Genomic DNA, 19,551 nt, shown 5'->3' on the forward strand with positions numbered 1-19,551 from the left:
TTGCCAGCCGGTGTCCCCGTCCCGCCCGCCGGCACCAACCAGGTGGTCACCGTGCTGGTTCCTAACGCGGCGAGCAGCACCGCCACGCTGCAGACCTGGCAGCGCGCCGGTTCCGGCTGGCAAAGCGTGCTGGGACCGCTGCGGGTGCGCGTCGGCACGGCCGGAGTCGGCGAGACCCATGAGGGCCTGAACCGAACGCCGAGCGGCACCTTCGGGTTGCCCTCGGCATTCGGACGGCTGCCGAACCCGGGGACGCGTCTGTCCTACCGGCAAGTGACCGACGCGGACTGGTGGGTCAGCGACACCCACAGCCCGGCGTACAACACCTACCAGCACTGTGTGCCGGGAACGTGCCCGTTCAACGAGCAAGCGGGCGAGGATCTCGGAACGTCCGGCGCCAGCTACGACTACGCCGTAGTCATCGGCTACAACACCGATCCGGTGGTCTCCGGCGCCGGTTCGGCATTCTTCCTGCACGTCGACGCCGGGGTTCCGTCGGAAGGCTGTGTCGAGGTGCCGCGCGGCGACGTCGTCACGCTGTTGCGCTGGCTCGACCCGGCTCAGCAACCGAGGATATCCATCGGTTACTCCTGAGCGAATTGTCCGGTGTGCATCCCGAGCGGGCCTGTGCCAGGCTTTCCAGCGTGGTTTCTCGTCCGCGGTTACTCGTAAATCTGCTGGCTGGCGCGGCTCTCGCCGCGGGTGTCTGCGCCGCTCCGGCCATCACGCACGCGGCCGACGCGGGTTCCGGTGACCTGCATTCGCGGATCGCTGGCGTGGACGCGTACCTGAAGTCGCGTCCGGGCCTGGTGGGCTATGTGGTCCGTGATCGGGTGACCGGTGCGGTATTCAGCAACGCGAACGCGAACACCGAGATCTGGACCGCGTCCACGATCAAGCTGGCGATGGTCACCTATCTACTGACCCACGAGAAGGCGCGGCTCAGCCCGCAGGACTACGCCGACATCGACGCGATGTTGCACGTCTCCGACGACAACGCCGCCGACCGGCTGTGGTTCAAGTACTCCGGTGCCGACCACATGGCGTTCAACAATGCGTTCGGTGGCTTCGGTATGACCGGTCTGCAGCCGAAGTCGGGCTACACGAAGTTCTATCCGTACTGGGGCTTCCAAAAGTGCAGCGCGGCCGATCTGGACCGGCTGATGCAGTACGTGCTCATGCAGGTCGACCCGGCCGATCGCGCCTACATCGCGGGCCGGATGCGGCTGGTGGATCCCATTCAACAATGGGGTGTCTGGGGCGCGGGGCCGGCCATGAGCCCGGGCAACAAGGATGGCTGGTCCGACGAGGACACCGGTGCGATCGCCAATTCAGTCGGCTTCGCTGGTCCCGGTGAGCGCTACACACTCGCGATCATGGACTCGCTCAATGGTCAGGGCGACATCGCCAACGGGCAGGCGACCGACACGCACGTTGCGCAGCTGCTGTTGGCCGGGCTGCCGAGTTAAGAGTCTGCGAGGAGCGGAGCGCGACCGGAACCGACCATCGAGCCGGAGGTGTAGGTCGCGCGAGCATCGCAGCCGGGCGAGGAGCGGAGCGCGACCGGAACCGACCATCAAGTTAGGGTGCCTTCTGGACCGCGCGACCACGGTGGTCGCGCGAGAAATGAGGTATCAACGTGGAGATCTCAGGTAGTGCAGCGATCGTCACCGGCGGCGCGTCCGGCCTTGGTGCGGCTACGGCAAAGCGGCTCGCCGACGCCGGCGCGACGGTATTCGGGCTGGACCTGCAGCAGTCGATCGAGCGCGCGGGCTCGAACGTTCCCGACGGCGTCACCCTCCTGCCGACGGATGTGACGCTGGAAAACGAGGTGCAGGACGCGATCGCCAAGGTGGTCGAGTCCGGCGTGCCCTTGCGCATTGTCGTCAACTGCGCCGGCGTCGGCTGGGCCGGGCGCATCCTGTCCAAGAAGGGCCCGCACGACCTCGAGCTGTTCCGCACAGTCATCACCGTGAACCTGCTGGGCACGTTCAACGTCATGCGCCTGGCCGCCGACGCCATCGCCAAGACGGAACCCGTCGATGACCGGGGCCAGCGCGGCGTCGTCATCAACACCGCGTCGGTCGCTGCGTTCGAGGGCCAGATCGGCCAGATCGCCTACTCCGCGTCCAAGGGCGGCGTGCACGGCATGACGGTTCCGGCCGCGCGCGACCTGGCGCAGTTCGGCATCAGGGTCAACACCATCGCACCCGGCATCATCGACACCCCGATGCTCGCCGGTGTCACGGAGGAGTACCGCAAGGGTCTCGAAGCGGGCGTGCCGTTCCCGTCGCGGCTGGGCCGCCCCGACGAATACGCGCAGCTCGTGCAGATGATCGTCGAGCACGACTACCTCAACGGCGAGACCATCCGCATGGATGGCGCGCTGCGGATGGCGCCGCGGTAGCTGGTCGAGCGCAACGCGTCCAACACGACTCGGCCGATCAGACGGGATCCCGTCTGTCGGGGCCAATAGTGTTCGACGCGTTGCGCTGTTGACACCCGACACCCACTACCCGACGGTTGCCTCATGAGCTTCTACCGCGCCCACGTCCTGCCGCGTCTCGTCGACTTCACATGCGGCATCTCAATCCTCGAACCGCTTCGCGAACGCGCCTGCGCCGGGCTTACCGGCCGAGTGCTGGAGATCGGTTTCGGCTCCGGACTGAACGTCGGGCATTACCCGCCAACGGTCACGTCGGTCAGCGCAGTGGAACCGGAGGGGCTCGGCTGGAAGCTGGCGCGAAAGCGACTCGAGCACAGCACAGTTCCCGTCGAGCAGGCCGGTCTGGACGGCCAGCAATTGCCCTTCGACGACGACACGTTCGATGCCGCGCTCTCGACGTTCACGCTCTGCACCATCCCGGACGCCGCGGCCGCATTGCGCGAGGTTCGGCGCGTGCTGAAACCGCATGCGCCAATCCATTTTCTGGAACACGGACTCGCCCCGGATGCGGGTGTCCGGGCTTGGCAGCATCGCCTCGAACCGATACAGAAGCGAGTCGCGGGCGGCTGCCACCTCACCCGTGATATCCCGGCACTCATCACCGCCGCCGGCTTCACCGAGGGTCACATGGAGTCGTTCTATCAGGAGGGCACGCCGCGACCGCTCGGCGCGGTGACGCTCGGTGCCAGGCGTGCGAGCTAATCCTGCCGCCACTGCTGACGGCGCAGCCTGCGGACTCGCGCTGCCCTGCGCCGGTTGGTGACGCTGAATGGCGATACGTGCGGCGAGCGGTCGTCCACGTAAAACAGCACCAGGGTCGCCGCTAGCAACGCCGCCGGAATCCACGCGGCCTGCTCACTCCATGCGCTGGTGGCGGCGGCACCGACGACGGCACCGGAGATGAAGCTGGCAATGATCACCGAATAGACGAACATCGCGCGTTGGCCCTCGGAGTCTCGGTGGAACAGCCATGCGTAGCCAGCCTCGGTCCAGCGCATCAGGTTTCCGGTGGTCGCGATGGTGATGTAGGACAGTGACGCCACCGTGCGGAACAACCCCATCTGCAAGGCCGCCACGAAAGCGACCGGGATGGTCACGAACGCGTTCGGCACGTCGAGCGGCACGAAGCCGACAATCACCAACGCCGCGACCTGTGCGACCATGGCCCACCGCATCGGGTAGTGGATTCGTGTCGGTTCACTCTTGAGGACGTTCGCGAAGGCGATACCGACGATGAACGCCAGGATCGGCCACAGATGTTGGCGGGCGGCGTGCCATTCGGTCTGGGACACATCGATCCCGAAGAAGATCACGTTGGCCGTTTGTGCATTCGCGAAGACGTGACCGCGGGACACGTACGTGTAGGAGTCGAGGAACCCGCTCGCGGCCGTGACCAACGCCGCGAATCGCAGCGTGGTCGACGTATCAGCCATCCCCCTACTGTGCGTGAATTTCCACCGCCCGTGGTGGAAATTCACGCACAGGCGATTAAAGTCCCTTCACCAGCCGACCGGCGAGCAGCTTGGCGAAGTGCGCGGGATCGCTCAGCTCACCGCCCTCCGCCAACAACGCTGTGCCGTAGAGCAGCTCGGCGGTCTGGGCGACCTCGGCATCGTCGGGGCGTGCCTCGTGCGCCGCACGCAGCCCACTCACCAGTGGGTGCTTCGGGTTGAGTTCCAGAATCCGCTTCATCGGCGGCAGCTGCTGACCAGACGCCCGGTACATCTTCTCCATCATCGGCGTGAAGTCGAAGGTGTCGCCCACCAGGCAAGCTGGCGAGTCGGTCAGCCGGGTCGAGAGCCGGACCTCCTTGACGTGTTCGTCCAGTGTCGACTTCAGCCACTCGAGCAGACCGGCGTACTCCTTCTCCTGCTCCTCGCGCTCGGCCTCGGCGGCCTTTTTCTCCTCTTCGGTGTCGAGGTCCACGGTGCCCTTGGCGATGGACTGGAACTTCTTGCCTTCGAACTCGGGCACCGAGCCGACCCACATCTCGTCGACGGGATCGGTGAGGATGAGCACCTCGATCCCGCGCGACCTGAATGCCTCCATGTGCGGGGAGTTCTCCACCATCTGGCGGGTCTCGCCGGTCATGTAGAAGATCTGCTCTTGGCCTTCCTTCATGCGCGCGATGTATTCGCGCAAAGTGGTCCAAGCTGGAAGATTCCCCGTCGCTTCGCTCGCCCCGGCACTGGAGTTCGTCGACTCGAACGACGACACCCCGAGAATCGCGTCCCGGTTGTCGTAGTCGCCGATCAGGCCTTCCTTGAGCACCTTGCCGAACGCACCCCAGAACGTCTTGTACTTCTCGGGGTCATTGGCCTGCATGTCCTTGACGGTCGACAGCACCTTCTTGACCAGCCGCTTCTGAATCATCTTCAGGTGCCGGTCCTGCTGCAGGATCTCGCGGGAAACGTTCAGCGACAAGTCCTGCGCGTCCACCACTCCCTTGACGAAACGTAGATACTCAGGCATCAGCTCTTCGCAGTTGTCCATGATGAACACCCGCTTGACGTAGAGCTGCACGCCACGCTTGTGTTCGCGCATGAACAGGTCGAACGGCGGCGTCGACGGAATGAACAGCAGCGCTTGATATTCGAAGGTGCCCTCGGCCTTGAGCGGAATGATCTCCAGCGGGTCGTCCCACGCGTGGCTGACGTGGTGGTAGAACTCCTTGTACTCCTCGTCGCTGACGTCGCTCTTCGGACGTGTCCACAGCGCCTTGCCGGAGTTCAGCGTCTCGGTCTCGATGGTCTTGACCGGCTCGCCGCCTTCTTCCTCCGCGGGCTTGGTCTTCTCCACCTGCATCCGGATCGGCCAGGCGATGAAGTCCGAGTACCGCTTGACGATCTGGCGCAGCTTCCACTCGGCGGTGTAGTCGTAGAGGTGGTCCTCGGGGTCCTCCGGCTTGAGGTGCAGCGTGACCGAAGTCCCCTGGGGAGTCTCATCGATCGTCTCGATGGTGTAGGTCGCCTCTCCCGCCGACTCCCATCGCGTGGCGTGCTTTTCCCCCGCCTTGCGGGTCACCAGAGTCACCTTGTCGGCGACCATGAAACTCGAGTAGAAGCCGATGCCGAACTGACCGATCAGCTCTTGCGGCGCCGCGGCATCCTTGGCCTGGGCCAACGCCTTACGCACCTCCGCCGTACCCGACTTGGCCAGGGTGCCGATCAGATCGATCACCTCGTCGCGGGACATACCGATGCCGTTGTCCCGGACGGTGAGGGTGCGATTGTCCTGGTCCACCTCGAGCTCGATGTGCAGGTCCGAGGTGTCGACGTCGAGATCCTTGTCCCGGTACGACTCCAACCGCAGCTTGTCCAGCGCGTCGGAGGCGTTGGAAATGAGCTCACGCAGGAAGATGTCCTTCTCGGAGTACACCGAGTGGATCATCAACTCCAGCAGCTGACGGGTCTCGGCTTGAAACTCCAGTTGCTCGACTTGCGCAGTCACATTCGTCCCCTTCGGATGTCCCCACTACATGCTGCAAGTCCGAATATTACGACGGCGTCTGAGGCGCCTCCGCGCCGTATGGGAGGTACCGGCTGGCCGTGGTGTGCTGCGCACGCAGCAGACCGTCGAGCTCGGCAGCGTCGGCACCGACTATCCGCCGATGCATCGCCCACGCAATGCGGGCCGCCTGTACCTTGGCCCGGTCCGCGATCGGACCCTCGAACGTCGCGTCCACCGCCGCCGTCCACAGCGTCAACCAGCGCAGGAAGTGGGCGGTGCTCAGGCGATGCCGGTCGTGCACGCCCTGGTGCACCTGCAGCGCGCTGCCCCCGTAACTCTTGGCCCGAAACAGCACCGTCTCCCAGAAATCGCACATGACCGGCAAGTGCGCGTCGAGACCCTTCGCACGGACCTCGCGGAACGGTTCTGCCAATTCGTCATCGACCAGCACTCGGCCGTAGAAGAAGCGCAGCAGGCCCTCGATATCGTCGCGACCGGAGATGTCCGGCCGGATCATGTCAGCACCGGACTCGTTAACACCACCGCGAGCACCAGCAGCACGACGACCTTGAGGCCCTCGAGAGCGATGTAGTAGTAGTGCAGCTGCGAGCGCGGCGCGTCCTCGCCAGCCAGAATCCGGTTCGATCTCTTGGTCAGCGGCGGCCGGATCACCGCCACCTGGATGGCCAGCACCACCGCGGCGATGATGGCGAGCACCCAACCGGCGGTGCTGGCTGTCCCCATGCCGCAGCCGAGCAGCACCAGGATTGCCAGGACCACCTCGACGGTGTTGAGCGCTCGAAACACCAGCCGTCCGATACCCAGACCCACGGCAAGAGTCACGCCAGGAGCCCGGAACTTGATCGGCGCTTCGATGAAGGAGATGGCGATCACCATGCCGAGCCAGAACATCGGGACGAAAACCTGCAGATACTGCCCGGTGCTATGCATGATGCCGATTTTAAAGGAAAGTTATCCTTTAAAATCAAAAGGCCCGCCAAACAGCGGGCCGCTCGCACACATAATACCTACCGCGCGGTCTGCTGCAAAGCGCTCGAGTCAGTTCGCCGGCCGGAACTCCCCGGTCTCTCCCCAATCTTCGGCGCGGATTACGTGGACCACGGCGTTGATCAACGCCAGGTGCGTAAACGCCTGCGGGAAGTTGCCCAGGTGCCGGCCAGTTTGAGTGTCGATCTCCTCGGCGTAAAGCTTCAGCGGGCTGGCAAATGCGAGCAACCGCTCGCACAGTTGCTTTGCCCGCTTGAGCTCCCCGATCTCCACGAGCGCCGAGACTAGCCAGAACGAGCAGATCGTGAATGTGCCCTCTTCCCCCTCGAGGCCGTCGTCGGTCTCCTCGACCTTGTACCGCAAAACCAGTCCGTCGACGGTGAGTTCGTCGGCGATAGCCAGCACCGTGGCTCGGATCCGCGGGTCGTCCGGCGGCAGGAATCGCACCAGCGGCATCATCAGGGCCGACGCGTCGAGTGCGTCGGTCTGGTAGTGCTGCGTGAACACGCCGCGCTGGTCGACGCCGTTTGTGCAGACGTCGGCCTTGATCTCGTCGGCGATCGCGGCCCACTTGCGGGCATACTCCATTTCCCCATGCAGGACGGCAAGTTTCGCGCCGCGGTCGAGCGCCACCCAGCACATCACTTTCGAGTTGGTGAAATGTTTCGGCTCGCCGCGCACTTCCCAGATGCCACGGTCTGGCAGCTTCCAGTGCTTGATGGCCTCCTCTACCTGTCGCTTGAGAATCGGCCACAGCGTCTCGGGCACGTGTTCCCGCGACCGTACGTGCAGGTAGACCGAGTCCAGCATCGCGCCCCACACGTCGTGCTGCTGCTGGTCGAAGGCACCGTTGCCGATGCGCACCGGACTGGCCTGGTCGTACCCGCTGAGGTTGTCCAATTCGTACTCGGTGAGCGTCCGCTCGCCACCGATTCCGTACATGATCTGCAGCGGCCGCGGTTCGCCGTCGCCCTCGTCGGTGACGTCGGAGAGGAAGTGGAAGAAGTTGTTTGCCTCGCGGTCAAGACCCAACGTGTACAGGCCCCACAACGCGAACGTCGAGTCTCGCACCCACGCGTAGCGGTAGTCCCAGTTCCGCATGCCGCCAGGCGTTTCCGGCAAGGACGTGGTCGACGCGGCGGTAAGGGCGCCGGTCGGGGCGTAGGTCAGTCCCTTGAGCGCAAGCGCGCTCTGCTGCAGGTATTGCCGCCACGGGTGGTCCGGGAACTTGCCGACGGTTATCCACTGCCGCCAGCACTCGGAGGTCTGGTGCAGCTTCGCCTTCGCCTCCGCCTGCGTTCGCGGCGGTGGATTGGGTGTCCAAGACAGCGCAACGAAAGCCTCATCGCCCTCGACCATCCGGGTCCGGGCCTGGGCCTCGCGGCCTTCGATGCCCAGTCGAAGGTTGGTGGTGAGCTTCAGCGTCGGGTGCACCGAGCCGAGCGGTGTCTCCTCGTTGACCCGTACCCGCTCGACGCTGCCTTCACAGGTAGCAGTCGCCTCCTCGTAGACCTCGCCGGTGTATTCCCAGGTCGCCGACCGGCGGTGGTAGTCGAACGCCGGCTCACAGCTCACCTCGAGTTCGACCACGCCGCTCACGCACTTGATCACGCGCAGCAGACAGTGCTCGGCGTCCCAGTCCGTCGGCGCGCGCCGGTGCGTTTTGGACCGGCGGTCGGTGTTGTGCCACGGGCCCATCAGCATCGCGTCGGTGACAAGCAGCCACCCCGTTTCCGTCTGCCACGTCGTTTCGACGATGAGGCTGCCCGGACGGTAATGCCGGGCCGCCGGAACTTCCTGCGCGTATGGCCCCACCCGGAAATGGCCGGCACTGCGGTCGAGTACCGCCCCGAAGACGCTGGGTGAATCCGGCCGCGGAATACACATCCATTCCACCGCGCCGTTATTTGCGATCAAGCAGGTGGTTTCGCAGTCGGAAAGAAATGCGTAGTCATCGATCGGCGGGAATGGACTGCGCCCCTGGGGAACCTGCACAGCGACCACCGCTGACTGCGCGGACGGCGCCGCACCGTTGCCATTTTCGACCTTCTCCGCAGCTTCCGACTGCTGCCCGCCAGCATTTGTATCCGGAGCGTCGATCTTTTCGCGCAACTTCACCTGATGCTCGTCCGTGCTCGCCATCGCAATATCATCGTCATTTCGACCCGGATATGTGTGGCAAATCGAACTACTGGCCGTTGCGATCCGATCGAGGGCTACCGCGAAGACCCGGCCGCGATTAACACGGCCGGGCCCGCTGCGTTAGGACGGTCAGCTCGCCGTACCGAATACCTGCGGCACGAAGGCAGCCAAATCCGGCAGCGGCGGAGGCGTCGGATCGGCGGCCGGATCGCCCATGCCGATGGCTCCCCCGACAACGCCGCCAACGAGGCCACCGACCGCTCCGGCCAGTGTCGCCGCCGGTATCCCCGCCGCCGCCGCGCCGATCGCAGCACCAGCGGCTGCACCCGCCGGCGTGCCGACGCCCGGAGCCGGAATCGTCCCGGCGGTGCCACCAACGGTCCCCCCGACAACGCCGCCGACCACAGCGGCCGGAACACCGACGACCGCTGCCGCACCGACCGCGCCCACCGCGGCGCCGGCGATCGTGCCCGCAGCAATCCGGTCGGCCCGGTTTGCCGGCACACCGGCGGCATTCCACATCGTCGCCATCTGCCACTCGCCGTACGCGGCCCAGCGGTTGATGCTGTGCATGGCCGCCGGTGACATCCAGTCCGGCTTGGGCGTCTCGAAGTCCCCCATGCGGACTGTCGCGGGTGGAGCCGCGATCGGTCCGACGGGAACCGGCTCGGCGATGATCGGCTGCTCCGGCAACGTTTCGGCGTACTTCGGATCCTGCCGCTGCGGCAACACCGGCGGGTCGGGCACCAGACCGGGTTCCGACTGCTCGATCTGCTGTTCGGTGGTCAGTTGGTTCGGTTGGTTCGGCACCGGAACGGCGGTCACGCCGGGCTGATCACCCTCGGGCGCCACAACCCCCGGCTGGCTCGGCCCAGCTACCGCGATTCCGGCCGACCCGACCGCGACGGCAAGGGGAATCACCCCTGCGGTAGCAGCCCTCCGGATACCTGTGACCCATTTTTGACATACGTGTGCCATGAACATGCCTCCCGTTCGATGTTCGACGCGGACCCCCCGCGGCTGTTGGCAGCACAAGTTCTACCCGACTAGTTATTGACTAGCAAATTGGAAAGGCTTTACCTCACCCTGCAACGAACGCCGCTTGCAGATCCGTCGCACCGAACGCACCCGCAGCCCGCCCATCCTTGATGAACCGGTACAGCGCGGCCTGGTAGATCCCGTTCAGCGCCGCTACCAGGATGGTGGACCCCACCAACCACACGGCGCCCGAGATGAAGGCGATCCCTTCAGCCGTACCGCCGACGTATCCGCCCAGCCAGATCATGACGAGCCCCGGCACCGCCAGCACAAATCTGATGGTTCCAAGACTCACTGTGCCGATTACGTTCTCGCCCCACGTGTCACGCAACTCGCTCGCCGCCGACCGGACGGTGCCGGCAAAATCCGAGTTCTCGAATACCAGCTTCGGCAAAACGAGAAAGGTCACCGCGTCCCACGCGACGCCGACCGCCCCGACCAGCAGGTCCTGCAATACCGACGCCCGATCCCTGAGCATGCGCAGAACTCCGGACACCGTCGCTGCGGTAATGGCCCACGGAACGAGCCGGGCCCATTTCTGCGCGGCGGCGCCGACACCTGCAGCGACGGATGGATCACCACCGCGCAGCGCGACATCAGCCTGCGAGACCAGCGCGGCATTGAAAAACACGGTCACGTACGCGACCGCGAAATAACCGACCGGCACCAGAACCAGTACCGGCGCCGAAAAAGCGTCGTACACCGCCAGCAGCCCGGCCAGGCTCGTCAACCCGATAACCACGACGATGCTGACAGCTCCCGCCAAGATCGGAAACGCCAGCAACTCCCGCCGGCTCCGCAAGATCCGCCCAGATGTCTGTAACACTTCGCACGACTGTGCCCATGCCATAACGTTCCCCCCGATCCGATGACATCGCCGAGGATACCGGACAAGTCCGACAGATCGCTGGGCAGTTGCTAGGTGCGAGGAGTGCGGGTCTTGAATGCGTCGCCAATCGCCTTGTTAACACCCGAAATCGCGCGGTACACCCCGGCCGCGGTCTCGTCGTGAATCTCGCGGGCCAACTTGCTGGCCGCCCGCGTGGCCGGAATCGAATCAAGCACGTCAAAGGGAATCGCAGCGATGGCCTCATGGCTGGCCCGGACGATTCCGGTGCCGAGTTCCACAGCAGTTGTCGTCGTCTCGACGGCCGCGGCGACGTCGCGGGCCGCCTTGGCCACCCGCTCGTTCTCGTCGAGCACGTGGTCGAGTCGCTCATTTGACGCCGCGATCAGCAACGACTCCGCGCGGCGACGACGAACGACCACTGCCGAGCGCGCGGTCGCGCCGATCAGCAGCAGCGTGAGCACCAGCTCAACCAGTAGCAACATGAATCTTCACCTCGGCATCGACGCCCTGCTCGAGCAACTGCTCGCGCATGATCTGCGCCGCGCGCTCGTAAACCACCTTGCGCAAAAGGTTAGGCGCCACGGCGCCAGCCACCCCGGAAAACCGGCTCTGCGTGCGAGCCAGCTCCACCGGGTTAAGGATCTCGATCGTTATCAACCGTCCCCGAGTACCCGCAAAAAGCGGCTCGATGTCCATCGGTTTGGCCGCCCGCACCGCGCTGGCCGCCACTTCCTCGGCCAACTCGCTGTTGCGCTGCCCAATCCGCCGGGTCTGCCGCAGCAGGGCCAGCAACACCACCACATTCAGCACGAGCAGAACAACGATCGCAACACTCACCGGACCACGATAGGACGAAGACCCGTGGCAATACCTAATCCGCAAGTAGGCCTAATCCGCAAGTAGCTCCGCGGCGGTCGGGATCTGATCATTCGCTGCCACCGTCATCCATTCCCGCAGCGTCATGGTGGCCAGCACATCGTCCTCGTTGTAGGTCAGGATCCGGCTGCGCTGATCGAGCTTGGGCTCACCGTCATAACCGACCGCCTCGCGATACCAGCCCATAGACGCCTCGCCGCTGGCCTCCGGATCCCGCCAGCTGAACCCGGCCACCGGCGCCACCCGTTTGAGGCCCTTGCCGTTGGGGCAGATGAACTGGTCGCTGACCGCTTGATAGATGTCGACCCAGTGCGGTCCGTCGATGAACTCGCGCACTTCCTCGATCGACGGCACTCCCGCCATGCCTGCGAACCGCTGCGCCGACTCGAGCAGCCACTTGTCTTCGGCACTGCGTGAATAGCAATATGCCGCAAAGGTTTTGCCTGCGGCGAGGGCGTCTGCGCGGGTCCGCATCAACCAGGTCCAGAACTCGCCGAATGCACGGCCCTCATCGGTGGTGGGCAGCGGCTGCCATGTGAGGAACGCGCGATACTGCCCGTCGAGCAGGGTGCCCCACAGGTACGCGCCGTGCTCTTGATAGCTCTCGAGATCCACGTCGACTTCCACGTCGGCGCGGGTGACGCTGACGTGCGGGACTCGGCGCACCAACGGCACGTCGCGCTGCCATGCCGTGGCGGTCACGACGACGTCGCGAAAGTCGCCATACTGCCAGCCCTCGGGAGCATCGGCGCGCCAGGCAGCGAGTTCGTCGATCGTCGTTATCCCCGCTGCTCGCAACACGTCTGCGCGCGATCCCGACGCGACCAAGCTCACGTCGCGCGCCACGGCCAGCTCCGCCCGGCAGCGCGTCGCCCACGGACACACCCGGCATTCGGAGATAAGCGACGGCGCCGTGTCGAGGTCACCGCGCGCGATTGCCTGCAGGTCGTCGAACCGACCGTCGTACTCGTCGAGGACCTGCGCCACATCGTGAACGAGCATGCAGTCGAAGCCGTAGCCGATGACGCCGCCCTGCAGCGACGGACTGGCCAGCCCGTGCGCCTGCAGCATGCGATAGATGTGCGCGAGGCGCAGCTGATCACGCAGCTGCGGACGAATCTTGCGGCCGGGATCGGGTTGTGGATCCCACCTAGTCACGTCCGAGGTCACCGCGGCTGTGACATCGTCGCTCATCCGCGGATCGGTGACCTTGTGGTTCACCACGATCACCGGGCGATAACCACCCGCTGCATCGCGCAGCAGGATCTCGGCACCGCCGCGGCGGCCCGAGTTCTCTTCGATGGGCAACAAACCGCCCCAGATCTTTTGCGCGCCGTTTCGGCAGGCCAGCATGGTCGCGGCAACCCGCTCGGCGGAATCGCCGTCGGCATCGATCTGTACCCAGTCGGGATCGGCGGCCGTGAGCGCGAGCCGTACTTGCTCCCGGAAGGAGGCCGCCGCTTCCCGGCGCTGCCGGACACCGGGATTGGTCTCGGCGTCGGGAATCGGGTCGATGCAATCCAGGTGAAAGCGATGCCGACAGCCGGTCAATGTGCGGGCATCGATGAATACCCGGCCCGACCCAGCGCGCGCCTCCACCGGCCCGACACCTGTCGGGCCTGACGGGACGGCAGCACTGGAAGTCACGATAGGAAGAGTATGGCCGCGGCCACCGACAGATTCGGCTATCGGCATACCCGGACCGGTTCAACCGACTTACACACACCGTCGGTCCAACCGACTAGGGTGATGCGCGATCGTCACTGCATTCGAGAGGCATCCGAGAGGCGCTATCGATGGGGTTGTTCAGGAAGCGGAAGCGCAAGGGCCGGGCCGCGCGAAAGGCAGAGCGAAAGGCGCGCGAGCACAAGGCCAAGCTCGAGGTGAAGCAGTCGGCCAAGGCCGACCGCAAGCGGTTGCGGCAGGAAACCAAAGCCGCCCGCAAGGTCGCCAGGGCGCAGGTAGCCACGCTGAAGGCGCAACAGAAGGCCGCGGAGAAGGCGGCCGCCAAGGCCGATCGCGAGGTGTTCAGTCCAGGGCAGATGAAGAAGTACCTCGGCGTCGCACGCGTTCTGTCGCCCGTGCTGATGCCGCTGGCCTACCGCGGTGCGACGCTCGTGCGTGGCCAACTGGACCAGCGACGCGCCAATCGGTTGGGCGTCGGCGTCGCCGAACTGGGCGAGTTCACCGGCCACGGCGCCCGCTTGAGCTCGCGGCTCGCCCACGCCGAGACATCCACGGCCGAACTGTTGCAGCGTCACCCGAAGGATTCCGACGCGCAGGCCTTTGCCGCCGCCACCCGCGACCGCCTGGCCGACCTCAGCACCGCGATCCGTACCGCCGAACTTATGCCGGCCGCACGACGACGCGCCGCGCATCAAGCGATTTCCAACGAGCTGGACGGAATCGAGGCGGATCTGCTCGCGCGCCTAGGCGTACGCTGACCGATCGTGACCCCAGCAACGCGCCCGGTTAACGGACGCGGTCTGGTGGGCGCTGCGGTCGGCGCTTCGATCGGAGCGCTCACGATAGCGGCCCATGGCATGGGCGGCGGTGCGATACCGGACTCGACGGCATTGACCGTCCTCTTTGCGATCTGTGCCGTCGCGGGCTGCCTGGTGTCCGGCAAAGCGCACCTCACGCTGCCTCGGCTGCTGGCGGTGCTGGGCGGCGGCCAAGTCCTCGCTCACTACGCCATCGGCCAGCTGACGGCGGCACACATGCCGATGCAAATGCACGTGGACGCGGTGGCCAGCCAGCCTGCGATGGCCTGTGCGCACACGGTGGCGACCTTTGGCTGTGCTGGGTTGATCCTGTTCGCGCATCGCTGTCTCACCGTGCTCGGGACCGCGGTCGCCGCCGTGCTGCGCATGAACCGCGCATGGCCGCGACGCACGCAACACGTCACCGTCGATTCCACGCCAGTTGTTAGCGCGGGAACGCACGCACTCGGACCGATTTCTCGACGCGGCCCACCGTGGCGGCAGCCGTACGCGACCGTCAGCTGCGGTTGACCCATTGCGGTCATCCGCAATTTCCTCGTCGAGAAAGAACCCGACAAATGAAGACCTTCCTTTCGCGTGCCGCCGTCGTGGCGGGCGCTAGTACCGCAGCGCTGCTGATTGCCCCGACGATTGCGGCCGCGCACGTCACGGTGGACGCGCCCGGCGCCACTCAGGGCGGTTACACGGTGCTCACCTTCAAGGTGCCCACCGAATCGGAGACCGCCAGCACCACCAAATTGTCCGTCGAACTCCCCGATCTCTCGTCCGCTCGCACCGAACCGCTCGCCGGCTGGACCTCGGTGGTGACGCGCAACGACAAGAAGCAGGCGACGTCTGTCACCTGGACCGCCAACCCGGGCAATGGCGTCCCGCCAGAACAGTTCCAGCGGTTCGTTGTCTCCGTTGGCCCGCTGCCGAAGACCGACGATCTTTCCTTCAAGGCATCGCAGACATACAGCGACGGAACCGTGGTGAATTGGGATCAGCCGGAGAACGGCGACGGCAGCGAACCGGACCACCCCGCTCCGTCGATCAGCCTCGCGGCCGCCGGTAGTGGTCATCAGCATGCCGACGCACACTCGACCGGCGACACCGAGGCACCTACCGCACAGCCCGCCGATGAAGACACGACCGCACGCTGGCTCGGCGGAATCGCACTGGTCATTGCGGCCCTCGGGGCAGCACTTGGCATCGGTGCCCTGATTCGGCGCAGGCAATCGTGACGTCACGACTGATGGCGCTCGTCGGGATCTTGGCGGGGCTGGTCCTGCTCACCGCAGGACCCGCCAGCGCACATTCCATCCCGGTGAGCTCCATTCCGGCCGACGGCTCGAGTATCACCGTCGGTCCACCGCAGGTGAGCATCACCTTCAACGAACCGCTGCAGACCAGCTTCGCCGCCCTGACGTTGACGGGTCCTGACGGCAATCTTTGGAGCCACGGAGCGGTCAGAGTCGACGGCCCGACGGTCAGCGTGGACGCCGGCGACCTCGGGCCGGTGGGCAAGTACACCATGGCCTACCGCGTTACCTCCGCAGATGGTCATCCCGTCAGCGGCACCCGCACGTTCACGTTGACCAAGGCTGGCCACGGCACGCCCGGCCAGAAGGCAGACGCCGGGGCGTCGAGCAGCGGCGGCGGTATTCCGTTGTGGCCGTTCATCGTCGCTGCCGTGATCATTTTCGCTGGGGGGCTGGCCTTCGCGCTGCGCGGTCCTCGCAAACGGCAGAACTGAGCGGACATGGGCACGGCGACCGGCAGCGGCTCGGTAGTTCGATACGCGCTGTTGGTCGCCGTGCCCGCTGCCGTCGCCGGTGCTGCGGTGGCGTGGCTTCTCGGCCGCACCGCTGTGCCGGCTGGCTCCGTACGCGCTCTCGCTGATTGCTTGGGTGCATTGACCCTGGGTATCGCCGCTGTGTCACGCCTGCAGCGGGGACTGAACCGCCCCGCTGTACCGGCGGCGCGAATGTGGCGGGCCATCGCCGTGGTCGCGCTTGCCTGGACCGCCGCGGAAGCCTACGTGTTCCTACTCGAGGCCGCGGATACCAGCAACGTCGCGGTTTCCGCGCTGGACAGCAGGGATCTGACCGAGTTCGTCTCACACGTCAGCGCTGGTCGGGTCGGCGTTGTGACGGTCGTCTGCACACTGGCCGTGGCTGTTCTCGCCGTGCTGGCCTACCGCGCGGTCATGGCGCCAACCCTCGATCTGCCGCTGGCGCTTTCGGCCTTCGCGCTGGTGCTCCGGCCGATCACCGGGCACATGTCGCAGCAACCGCTCGGCGCCTTACTCGCCGCGGCGCACACATTGGCCGCGGGACTCTGGTTCGGCACGCTGGCGGCGATGGCGCTGCAGTTGCGCTCGCGAAGCGACTGGGCACAGCTCCTGCCGCGCTACTCGCTTTGGGCAATCCGGTGCGTCTTGGTGGTCGGCGTCACCGGTCTGGTCAACGCCTGGGTGCGACTGCGCAGCGTCGACGCCTTCCTTGACACCGGATACGGCCGGGTCGCGTCGGCAAAGGTGATCGGCCTTGCCGTTCTGCTGTTGCTCGGCGGGTGGTGGCGGCGCAACTGGGTTCCGCGCGCGGCAGAGCACCGGCTCAGCGAATCGGATTCGCTCGCGCGCGCGGTCATAGAGGTAGTCGCCATGGCGATTGTCTTTGGGCTCGCCGCAGCACTGGCGATCACCGCTTGAGCGACACGCTTTGTGCGAGACAGTCTGTTACCGGTAACGTCCGCGCGGAAAACTCCTTGACCGAGCTAGCAAAGGACTGGGCCGATGGTTGAAATCCACGTTGTCGAGGTGACCGACGCGCCGGTCGAGATAGCTTTCGACTACGTCGCCAACTACGAGAACTTTCCGAAGTTCATGTATGGCATGTCCGCGCTGAAGCCGACCACCCCGGACAACACCCGCGGACTTGGTGCGACCTTCGAGGGCGGCATGCAACTCGGCCCGGTGCACCTCAAGTCGACGGTGGAGACCATCGAGTACGAGGAGAACAAGGTCCTCGCCGTCGACTCCATCAAAGGCTTCGACGTGGACATGAAGTTCAAGTTCACGCCCGTCGATGAGCATCACGCCGAGGTCGACGCATACGTCACCTATCGCCTGCCCGGGGGCATCGCGGGTAAAGCGCTCGGCAAGACGATCGAGCCGTTCGTCAAGATCGCTGTCAAGTACAGCACCCATGAATTGAAGAAGCAGATCGCCGAGCAGTACGAGCAGCGCAAGGCCGGGTAAGCGAGCACCGGTACCGCTGCTCGCTCCCTCAGCTCTCGCCTACCGCCCCGGCAGCTGCTGCACCGTCTCCACGAGCGGCGTCAACAGCTTCTGCCACAGCACCGGCGACAGTCCGAACGGCGGGTCCAGATTCAGCACTCGTGCCGTGGAAACCGTTTGTGGTTCGGTGTATTTCAGAATTCCCTCCGCACCGTGCCGACGGCCGACGCCCGAGGACTTCATGCCACCCATCGGCGCGGCGGTGCTGCCGAACGTCAGCGCATAACCCTCATCAACGTTCACCGTTCCGGCATGCAACCGCGCGGCGATGGCCTCGCCCTCGCTCTTGCTGCCCGCCCACACGCTGGCGTTCAATCCGTACTCGGTGTCGTTGGCGCGCTCGATGGCTTCCTCGATGCTGTCCACCGGATAAATCGCCACCACGGGACCGAAGGTCTCGTTGCGTCCGCATTCCATGTCGTCGGTGACGTCGGTGAGCACAGTCGGCTCGAAAAATGTCGGACCGATGTCCGGACGGGCATGGCCACCGGCAATTACCTTGGCGCCCTTGACAACTGCATCATCGACATGCCGAGACACCGACTTGACCTGGTCCTCGGAGATGAGGCTGCCCATGTCGGCGTCGAAGTCATAGCTGGTGCCCAACTTCATGGCCTTGACGTTCTCGGCAAACTTGGCGGCAAAGGCATCGGCCACCGACCGGTCGACGTAGATCCGTTCGATCGAAATACACAGTTGGCCAGCGTTGGAGAAGCACGCCCGTGTGGCAGCCTTAGCCACCACGTCCAGGTTGGCGCCCTTGGTCACGATCATCGGGTTCTTGCCGCCGAGTTCGGCGGAAAAGCCGATCAGCCGTCGGCCGCAGTGCTCGGCCAGGCCGCGACCGGTCGCGGTGGAGCCGGTGAACATGAGGTAGTCGCAGTTCTCAACGATGGCCGTGCCCACCACCGAACCCTGGCCCGGGACCACGGCGAACACCTCGCGCGGCAGACCGGCCTGGTAGAGCAGTTCAGCGTTGGCAAGCGTGCAATACGGGGTCTGGCTGTCCGGCTTCACCACCACTGCGTTGCCGGCGAGCAATGCGGGAATGGAGTCCGAAATCGACAGCGCCATCGGGTAATTCCATGGCGAGATGACGCCCACCACACCCTTGGGCTGGTAGTTCACCACGGTCTTCACGACGCCCGGGAGCAGCGGCTGCACCTGTTTCTGCTTCAGCAGCGACTGTGCCTCGCGCGCGTAGTACCGCGCGTTCAGCACCATGTCGACAATCTCTTCTTGTGCCGCCGATCGCGCCTTGCCGGTCTCGGCCTGCGCGACATCCATCAGAAAGTCGCGGTTGCGGAGCACCAGATCGCGGAACCGCTCGAAGATCGCGGCCCGTTCCTTGACCGGGCGCTTCGCCCAAGAAACCTGAGCCGCACGCGCTTTCGCGAAGGCTTTCTCGACATCCTCGGCGGTGCCGATGGGAATGGTGGTGAGCTCGTTGCCCGTGAACACCTCGTCGACGCGACGAGACTGACGGGCGTCAACGTCCTCGATCGCGACTAGCTTGCGGAGCCGATCGAACTCGGCCTTGGTCGGCGCAGGCATCGTTGCTCTCCCTCAATGTTGCGTAACTCACGGTTACGGACAAATCTACGCTCCGCCTACCCGACACCCCCGCACCCAGTGTCCAAGCATCCGCCGCCATGAGCGGGATCCGGGCTGTTGCAAAATCGAACTTCTGCTTTGCGGCCTGTCGGGGCGGGTTTGACCTGGGGTTTCCTGGAGAATGTGTTGATGGCCAAGGGATATCGCCGGGTTGATCGGGATCAGCAGTTTCTGCTGCCGCAGGACATGCGCGATTGGTTGCCGGTGTCGGATCCGGTGTGGCTGGTCATCGGGGTGGTCGAGGGCTTGGACACCAGACGGTTGCATGCCAAGCGCCGTACCGGTGGTGCCGGGCGGGCGGGCTATGACCCGGACATGATGTTGACACTGCTGATCTGGGCGT

The 19,551-nt window shown here is 65.3% G+C and carries 21 protein-coding genes and 1 pseudogene; 11 read left to right on the forward strand and 11 right to left on the reverse strand.

Annotation, left to right across the window (positions count from 1 at the left end):
- From FOS14_RS23090 to FOS14_RS23105, 4 genes are all read left to right on the forward strand, one after another.
- Nucleotides 1-594 carry a L,D-transpeptidase gene (locus tag FOS14_RS23090; protein ID WP_143773211.1) on the forward strand — a complete coding sequence of 198 codons (594 nt, stop codon included), beginning with the start codon at nt 1-3 and terminating at the stop codon, nt 592-594.
- 50 nt (nt 595-644) lie between these two features.
- Nucleotides 645-1,469: a tat pathway signal sequence gene (locus FOS14_RS23095; protein WP_143773212.1), complete on the forward strand. Its 825-nt coding sequence runs from the start codon at nt 645-647 to the stop codon at nt 1,467-1,469.
- A 170-nt stretch (nt 1,470-1,639) separates the two neighbouring features.
- Nucleotides 1,640-2,407 carry an SDR family NAD(P)-dependent oxidoreductase gene (locus FOS14_RS23100; protein ID WP_143773213.1) on the forward strand — a complete coding sequence of 256 codons (768 nt, stop codon included), beginning with the start codon at nt 1,640-1,642 and terminating at the stop codon, nt 2,405-2,407.
- 123 nt (nt 2,408-2,530) lie between these two features.
- Nucleotides 2,531-3,148, forward strand: coding sequence for a class I SAM-dependent methyltransferase (locus tag FOS14_RS23105; RefSeq protein WP_143773214.1), 618 nt, complete (start codon nt 2,531-2,533; stop codon nt 3,146-3,148).
- Here FOS14_RS23105 and FOS14_RS23110 read toward each other — a convergent pair.
- The 10 genes from FOS14_RS23110 to FOS14_RS23155 all read right to left on the reverse strand — a co-directional run bounded on the left by FOS14_RS23110 (nt 3,145) and on the right by FOS14_RS23155 (nt 13,457).
- A complete protein-coding gene (locus FOS14_RS23110; RefSeq protein ID WP_143773215.1) occupies nt 3,145-3,879 on the reverse strand; it encodes a YoaK family protein in 735 nt (244 codons plus the stop codon). The two genes, FOS14_RS23105 and FOS14_RS23110, sit on opposite strands and share 4 nt — an antisense overlap.
- 55 nt (nt 3,880-3,934) lie before the next feature.
- A complete protein-coding gene (htpG, locus tag FOS14_RS23115) occupies nt 3,935-5,896 on the reverse strand; it encodes a molecular chaperone HtpG (RefSeq protein ID WP_143773216.1) in 1,962 nt (653 codons plus the stop codon).
- 46 nt (nt 5,897-5,942) lie between these two features.
- Nucleotides 5,943-6,413, reverse strand: a complete 471-nt coding sequence (locus FOS14_RS23120) for a group III truncated hemoglobin (RefSeq protein WP_255450544.1) — start codon at nt 6,411-6,413, stop codon at nt 5,943-5,945.
- Nucleotides 6,410-6,847 carry a hypothetical protein gene (locus FOS14_RS23125; RefSeq protein WP_143773217.1) on the reverse strand — a complete coding sequence of 146 codons (438 nt, stop codon included), beginning with the start codon at nt 6,845-6,847 and terminating at the stop codon, nt 6,410-6,412. The genes FOS14_RS23120 and FOS14_RS23125 overlap by 4 nt, the downstream gene beginning before the upstream one ends.
- A gap of 108 nt (nt 6,848-6,955) precedes the next feature.
- Nucleotides 6,956-9,046 carry a glycoside hydrolase family 15 protein gene (locus FOS14_RS23130; protein WP_143773218.1) on the reverse strand — a complete coding sequence of 697 codons (2,091 nt, stop codon included), beginning with the start codon at nt 9,044-9,046 and terminating at the stop codon, nt 6,956-6,958.
- 129 nt (nt 9,047-9,175) lie between these two features.
- A complete protein-coding gene (locus FOS14_RS23135) occupies nt 9,176-9,967 on the reverse strand; it encodes a hypothetical protein (protein WP_143773219.1) in 792 nt (263 codons plus the stop codon).
- 160 nt (nt 9,968-10,127) lie between these two features.
- Complete coding sequence (locus FOS14_RS23140; RefSeq protein ID WP_143773220.1) at nt 10,128-10,910, reverse strand: DUF6159 family protein; 783 nt, start codon at nt 10,908-10,910, stop codon at nt 10,128-10,130.
- Between the two features lie 92 nt (nt 10,911-11,002).
- Nucleotides 11,003-11,416: a hypothetical protein gene (locus tag FOS14_RS23145; protein ID WP_143773221.1), complete on the reverse strand. Its 414-nt coding sequence runs from the start codon at nt 11,414-11,416 to the stop codon at nt 11,003-11,005.
- Nucleotides 11,400-11,771, reverse strand: coding sequence for a hypothetical protein (locus FOS14_RS23150; RefSeq protein WP_143773222.1), 372 nt, complete (start codon nt 11,769-11,771; stop codon nt 11,400-11,402). The genes FOS14_RS23145 and FOS14_RS23150 overlap by 17 nt, the downstream gene beginning before the upstream one ends.
- Nucleotides 11,772-11,822: 51 nt before the next feature.
- Nucleotides 11,823-13,457, reverse strand: coding sequence for a TM0106 family RecB-like putative nuclease (locus tag FOS14_RS23155; RefSeq protein WP_370512287.1), 1,635 nt, complete (start codon nt 13,455-13,457; stop codon nt 11,823-11,825).
- A gap of 149 nt (nt 13,458-13,606) precedes the next feature.
- On the opposite strand from FOS14_RS23155, the gene FOS14_RS23160 reads away from it, so the two are divergent.
- The 6 genes from FOS14_RS23160 (at nt 13,607) to FOS14_RS23185 (ending at nt 17,555) form a co-directional block, all read left to right on the forward strand.
- The gene (locus FOS14_RS23160) at nt 13,607-14,254 is read left to right on the forward strand and encodes a DUF6474 family protein (protein ID WP_143773224.1); all 648 of its coding nucleotides are present in this window, start codon (nt 13,607-13,609) and stop codon (nt 14,252-14,254) included.
- A 6-nt stretch (nt 14,255-14,260) separates the two neighbouring features.
- Nucleotides 14,261-14,824: a hypothetical protein gene (locus FOS14_RS23165; RefSeq protein ID WP_143773225.1), complete on the forward strand. Its 564-nt coding sequence runs from the start codon at nt 14,261-14,263 to the stop codon at nt 14,822-14,824.
- Nucleotides 14,825-14,871: 47 nt separating this feature from the next.
- Nucleotides 14,872-15,537 (forward strand): YcnI family protein, encoded by a 666-nt coding sequence (locus tag FOS14_RS23170; RefSeq protein ID WP_143773226.1) that lies wholly within the window; start codon nt 14,872-14,874, stop codon nt 15,535-15,537.
- A gap of 11 nt (nt 15,538-15,548) precedes the next feature.
- Entirely contained in the window at nt 15,549-16,049 is a 501-nt protein-coding gene (locus FOS14_RS23175) for a copper resistance CopC family protein (protein ID WP_143773231.1), read from the forward strand.
- A gap of 6 nt (nt 16,050-16,055) precedes the next feature.
- Complete coding sequence (locus FOS14_RS23180) at nt 16,056-17,006, forward strand: CopD family protein (protein ID WP_143773227.1); 951 nt, start codon at nt 16,056-16,058, stop codon at nt 17,004-17,006.
- An 84-nt stretch (nt 17,007-17,090) separates the two neighbouring features.
- Nucleotides 17,091-17,555 carry an SRPBCC family protein gene (locus tag FOS14_RS23185; protein ID WP_143773228.1) on the forward strand — a complete coding sequence of 155 codons (465 nt, stop codon included), beginning with the start codon at nt 17,091-17,093 and terminating at the stop codon, nt 17,553-17,555.
- A 39-nt stretch (nt 17,556-17,594) separates the two neighbouring features.
- Here the strand turns inward: FOS14_RS23185 and FOS14_RS23190 are convergent, their stop codons facing one another.
- Nucleotides 17,595-19,148, reverse strand: coding sequence for a succinic semialdehyde dehydrogenase (locus FOS14_RS23190; protein WP_143773229.1), 1,554 nt, complete (start codon nt 19,146-19,148; stop codon nt 17,595-17,597).
- Between the two features lie 189 nt (nt 19,149-19,337).
- On the opposite strand from FOS14_RS23190, the pseudogene FOS14_RS23195 reads away from it, so the two are divergent.
- Nucleotides 19,338-19,551, forward strand: a pseudogene (locus tag FOS14_RS23195) (transposase); the annotation flags it as partial.

The organism is Skermania sp. ID1734 (genome assembly GCF_007489285.1).
Lineage (GTDB): Bacteria > Actinomycetota > Actinomycetes > Mycobacteriales > Mycobacteriaceae > ID1734.